The 4,767-nt window shown below is 66.0% G+C and carries 4 protein-coding genes; 3 read left to right on the top strand and 1 reads right to left on the bottom strand.

Annotated features, from left to right (window positions below):
- Positions 1-26: 26 nt before the first annotated feature.
- Both KGM94_RS23575 and greA read left to right on the top strand, forming a co-directional pair.
- Positions 27-1,049: an LLM class flavin-dependent oxidoreductase gene (locus KGM94_RS23575; protein ID WP_300264627.1), complete on the top strand. Its 1,023-nt coding sequence runs from the start codon at positions 27-29 to the stop codon at positions 1,047-1,049.
- 13 nt (positions 1,050-1,062) lie between these two features.
- Positions 1,063-1,545 carry a transcription elongation factor GreA gene (greA, locus tag KGM94_RS23570; protein ID WP_300264629.1) on the top strand — a complete coding sequence of 161 codons (483 nt, stop codon included), beginning with the start codon at positions 1,063-1,065 and terminating at the stop codon, positions 1,543-1,545.
- A 181-nt stretch (positions 1,546-1,726) separates the two neighbouring features.
- On the opposite strand, the gene KGM94_RS23565 is transcribed toward greA, so the two are convergent.
- Complete coding sequence (locus KGM94_RS23565) at positions 1,727-3,364, bottom strand: isocitrate lyase (protein WP_300264625.1); 1,638 nt, start codon at positions 3,362-3,364, stop codon at positions 1,727-1,729.
- Between the two features lie 143 nt (positions 3,365-3,507).
- On the opposite strand from KGM94_RS23565, the gene KGM94_RS23560 reads away from it, so the two are divergent.
- Positions 3,508-4,767 (top strand): helix-turn-helix transcriptional regulator (locus tag KGM94_RS23560; protein WP_300264623.1); only part of this gene is annotated, 1,260 nt, incomplete at its 3' end.

The raw sequence follows: 4,767 nt of genomic DNA, 5'->3' as shown, positions 1-4,767 counted from the left end.
GGCTCACGCATGCCTAGATAATCCGCATGAAGAAGATCGGATTCCTTTCGTTCGGGCACTGGACGCCCTCGCCGCAATCGCAGACCCGTTCGGCTGCGGATACGCTCTTGCAATCCATCGAGCTTGCCGTCGCGGCCGAGGAGCTGGGCGCGGACGGGGCCTATTTCCGGGTGCATCACTTCGCCCGCCAACTCGCCTCGCCCTTCCCGTTGCTGGCGGCGGTCGGCGCGAGGACCAGCCGCATCGAGATCGGCACCGCGGTCGTCGACATGCGCTACGAGAACCCGCTCTACATGGCCGAGGATGCGGGCGCCGCCGACCTGATCGCCGGCGGCCGGCTTCAGCTCGGCATCTCCAGAGGCTCGCCCGAGCAGGTGATCAATGGCTGGCGCTATTTCGGCTATCAGCCGGCCGAGGGCCAGAGCGACGCCGACATGGGCCGCCGCCATGCGGAGATCTTCCTCGACCTCCTGCGCGGCGAGGGATTCGCACGGCCCAACCCGCGCCCGATGTTTCCGAATCCGCCGGGCCTGTTGCGCCTCGAGCCGCATTCGGAAGGGCTGCGCGAGCGAATCTGGTGGGGCGCCGGATCGAACGCCACGGCGGTCTGGGCGGCAAAGCTCGGGATGAACCTGCAGAGCTCGACGCTCAAGAGCGACGAGACCGGGGAAGCCTTCCACGTGCAGCAGGCGGCACAGATCCGCGCTTACCGCGCCGCCTGGAAGGAAGCCGGCCACGGGCGCGAGCCGCGCGTCTCCGTCAGCCGCAGCATCTTTGCGCTCATCGACGATCGCGACCGCGCCTATTTCGGCGCGGGGGGTGAGACCGACGACCAAATCGGATTCCTCGACGCCAACACCCGCGCCATCTTCGGCCGCAGCTACGCCGCCGAGCCGGATGTCCTGATCGAGCAGCTGAGGCAGGACGAGGCCATCGCCGAGGCCGACACGCTCCTGCTCACCGTGCCCAATCAATTGGGCGTTGCCTACAATGCGCACGCGATCGAGGCGATTTTGGTTCACGTCGCGCCGGCGCTCGGGTGGCGCTGAGAAGGAGTTTTGCGTGAGCGTTGCCTTTACCAAGGAAGACAGTGCAGAAACCGCATCGGAAACCCTGCTGCCCGACCGACCGGTTTCGTCGCATCCCAACCTCGTCACGGAAGCGGGATTGAAGGCCCTGGAGGCTCAACTCCGACAGGCCCGCGAAGCCTACGAGGCGGCGCAGACGATCGAGGACGTCAATGAACGACGGCGACAGGCCGCGATTCCGCTGCGCGACGCGCGCTACTTCGCGGCGCGCGTGCGGACCGCCCAGGTCGTCGCCGCTCCCGCCTCGGCCGACACCGTCGCCTTCGGCAGCACGGTGACCTTCCGGCGCAACGACGACCGCGTGCAGACTTATCGCATCGTTGGCGAGGATGAAGCCGACCCGAAGACGGGTTCCATTTCCTTCGTGTCGCCGGTGGCGCGGCTCCTGATGGGCAAGAGCGTCGGCGACGTCGTCGGCGCGTCAGGTCAGGAACTGGAGATCATCGCGATCTCGTAGGGCGTTGAGCACGAGCGTAGCCTGGATGGAGCGAAGCAAAATCCAGGGATGCCGCGAAGAATCCCGCATTCCGCTGCGCTCCATGCGGGCTACGGCACTGGGCCCAAAACGATTACGGGGCGACCCCGACGGCGTTGTCGCCGCTGAGATCGCCCCGCCAGGCCGTCAATGAGCCGTTCGGTCAGCCGAACTGGTTCATCGTGTTGTGGGCACCGCCCGCCTTGAGGGCGGCTTCGCCGGCGAAGTACTCCTTGTGGTCGTCGCCGATGTCGGAGCCGGCCATGTTCTGGTGCTTGACGCAGGCGATGCCCTGACGGATCTCCGCGCGCTGCACGTTCTTGACGTAGCCGAGCATGCCCTGCTCGCCAAAGTACTCGCGGGCGAGGTTGTCGGTCGACAGCGCGGCCGTATGATAGGTCGGCAGCGTGATCAGGTGATGGAAGATGCCGGCGCGCTTGGCCGAATCCGCCTGGAAGGTCCTGATGCGCTCATCGGCCTCGATCGCCAGCGGCGTATTGTCGTACTCCGCCTTCATCAGCTCGGCGCGGTTGTACTTGCTGACGTCCTTGCCGGCTTCCTTCATCGCGTCGTACACCTGCCAACGGAAATTCAGCGTCCAGTTGAAGGACGGCGAGTTGTTGTAGGCGAGCTTGGCGTTCGGGATGACCTTGCGGATGCGGTCGACCATCTCGGCGATCTGCTCGATATGCGGCTTCTCCGTCTCGATCCACAGGAGATCAGCGCCGTTCTGCAGCGAGGTGATGCAGTCGAGCACGCAGCGGTCCACGCCGGTGCCGGGACGGAACTGGTAGAGGTTGGAGGGCAGCCGCTTCGGGCGCATCATCTTGCCGTTCTGGTTGATGATGACGTCGCCGTTCCTCGCGTTCGCCGCCGTCACTTCCTCGCAGTCGAGGAAGCTGTTGTACTGGTCGCCGAGGTCGCCGGGCTTGTGGCTGACGGCGATCTGCTGCGTGAGGCCTGCGCCGAGCGAGTCGGTGCGGGTCACGATGATGCCGTCCTCGACGCCGAGCTCGAGGAAAGCGTGGCGGCAGGCGCGGATCTTGGCGAGGAACACTTCGTGCGGCACGGTGACCTTGCCGTCCTGGTGGCCGCACTGCTTCTCGTCGGAGACCTGGTTCTCGATCTGCAGCGCGCAGGCGCCCGCCTCGATCATCTTCTTGGCGAGCAGGTAGGTCGCCTCCGCGTTGCCGAAGCCGGCGTCGATATCCGCGATCACGGGAACGACATGCGTCTGGAAGCTGTCGATCTTCGCGATCAGCTCCTTCTCGCGGGTCTTGTCGCCTTCCTTGCGCGCCTTGTCGAGCGCGCGGAAGATGTCGTTCAGCTCGCGGGAATCCGCCTGGCGCAGGAAGGTGTAGAGCTCCTCGATCAGGGCCGGCACCGAGGTCTTCTCGTGCATCGACTGGTCGGGCAGCGGGCCGAACTCGGAGCGCAGCGCCGCGATCATCCAGCCGGACAGGTACATGTAGCGGCGATCGGTCGAGCCAAAATGCTTCTTGATCGAGATCAGCTTCTGCTGGGCGATGAAGCCGTGCCAGCAGCCGAGCGACTGGGTGTACTTGGTGGGGTCGGCGTCATAGGCGGCCATGTCGGCGCGCATCAGCGCCGCGGTGTAGCGGGCGATATCGAGGCCGGTCCTGAAGCGGTTCTGCAGGCGCATGCGCGCCACGGCTTCGGCGGTGACGCCGTTCCAGGTTTCCTTGGTCTTGAGCAACGCCTGGGCCGCCTCGATCTCGCTCTGATAGGACGCCGGTCCCTGGATGGCCCGGTCGCTGATTCCGCGCGGTTGGAAGTTCATGTCCGTGATCCCTTCGGTGACAGTCTGGGATCGGTATTACGCACGAGGAGGCGACTTACCCAGCCATGGCGCGGAAAACTTGTCACACTTTACAGGATATTGGTGTATTCTTGTAAAAACATTACAGGCATCCGGATACCGCCATGACAACTGCGAGCACCCGATCCGTCTTCATGGGCCCGCGACTGCGACGGCTGCGGCGCGATCTCGGGCTGACCCAGGCGGACATGGCCGCCGACCTCGAGATCTCCGCGCCCTATGTCGCGCTGCTGGAGCGCAACCAGCGGCCGGTGACCGCGGACATGCTGCTCCGTCTCGCCCGCACCTACAAGATCGATCTCGCCGATCTCGCCGGCGACGGCGGCGTCGATCACACGGCCCGCATGCAGTCCGTGCTGAAGGAGCCGATGTTTGCCGACATCGACATCCCCGCGCTCGAGGTGAGCGACCTTGCCGTCAGCTATCCCGGAATGACGGAAGCCTTCCTTCGCCTCTACACCGCCTATCGCGAGGAACAGCTGGCGCTGGCGGAGCGACGGGCGCCGGACGTCGCCGGCGCCGCACGAGCCGGCCAGGACGAGTTCGACGCCAGCGATCCCGTTGCGGAAGTCAGGCGGTTTCTCGCCGCCCGCCGCAACAATTTTGCGAGCATCGACGATGCCGCTGAGCGCATCGTCCATGCGCCTTCGGGACCGGCCGGATTCATCGAGCGGCTTCGATCTCGCCACGACCTCCAGGTCCGCTATCTCCCGCCCAACGTCATGCTCGGCTCGGTCAGGCGGCTGGACCTCCATCGCCGGCAATTGCTGCTCGAGGACTCCCTCGACACGGCGAGCCTCAATTTCCAGCTCGCCAAGCAGCTCGCCTATCTCGAGCTGGACGACGAGATCGGCGCGGCGCTGGAAGCCGCCAAATTCACGACCGAGAGTGCCGCGCTCCTGGCGCGCCGCGCGCTCGCCGCCTACGCCGCAGCCGCGCTGATCATGCCTTATTCCACCTTCGCGAAGGCGGTCGACGCGCGCCGCTACGATCTGGAGGCGCTGGCGCGCCAGTTCGGCACCAGCTTCGAGCAGACCGCCCATCGCGTCACGACGCTGCAACGGCCGGGGCTGGAAAAAATCCCGTTCTTCCTGATCCGCGTCGATCCCGCCGGCAATGTCTCGAAACTGCTCGACGGCGCCGGCTTTCCGTTTGCAAGGCACGGCGGCGCCTGCCCGCTGTGGTCGGTGCACTCGATCTTCCGGACGCCGCGCCAGATCGTCACGCAATGGCTGGAACTGCCCGACGGCAAGCGCTTCTTCTCGATCGCGCGCACCGTGACCGCCGGCGGCGGCGCGTTCGGCGCCGTCCGCGTCGAACGCGCGATCGCGATCGGCTGCGCCGCCGAGCACGCCGGCCATCTG

This window comes from Bradyrhizobium sp., assembly GCF_028868675.1.
Lineage (GTDB): Bacteria > Pseudomonadota > Alphaproteobacteria > Rhizobiales > Xanthobacteraceae > Bradyrhizobium.
The sequence above is the reverse complement of the archived record's forward strand: the minus strand, read 5'-3'. Positions and strand labels throughout refer to the sequence as shown.

Coding starts and splice junctions, on each gene's coding strand:
- KGM94_RS23575 (WP_300264627.1), top strand. CDS start 27: ATGAAGAAGATCGGATTCCTTTCGTTCGGGCACTGGACGCCCTCGCCG.
- KGM94_RS23565 (WP_300264625.1), bottom strand. CDS start 3,364: ATGAACTTCCAACCGCGCGGAATCAGCGACCGGGCCATCCAGGGACCG.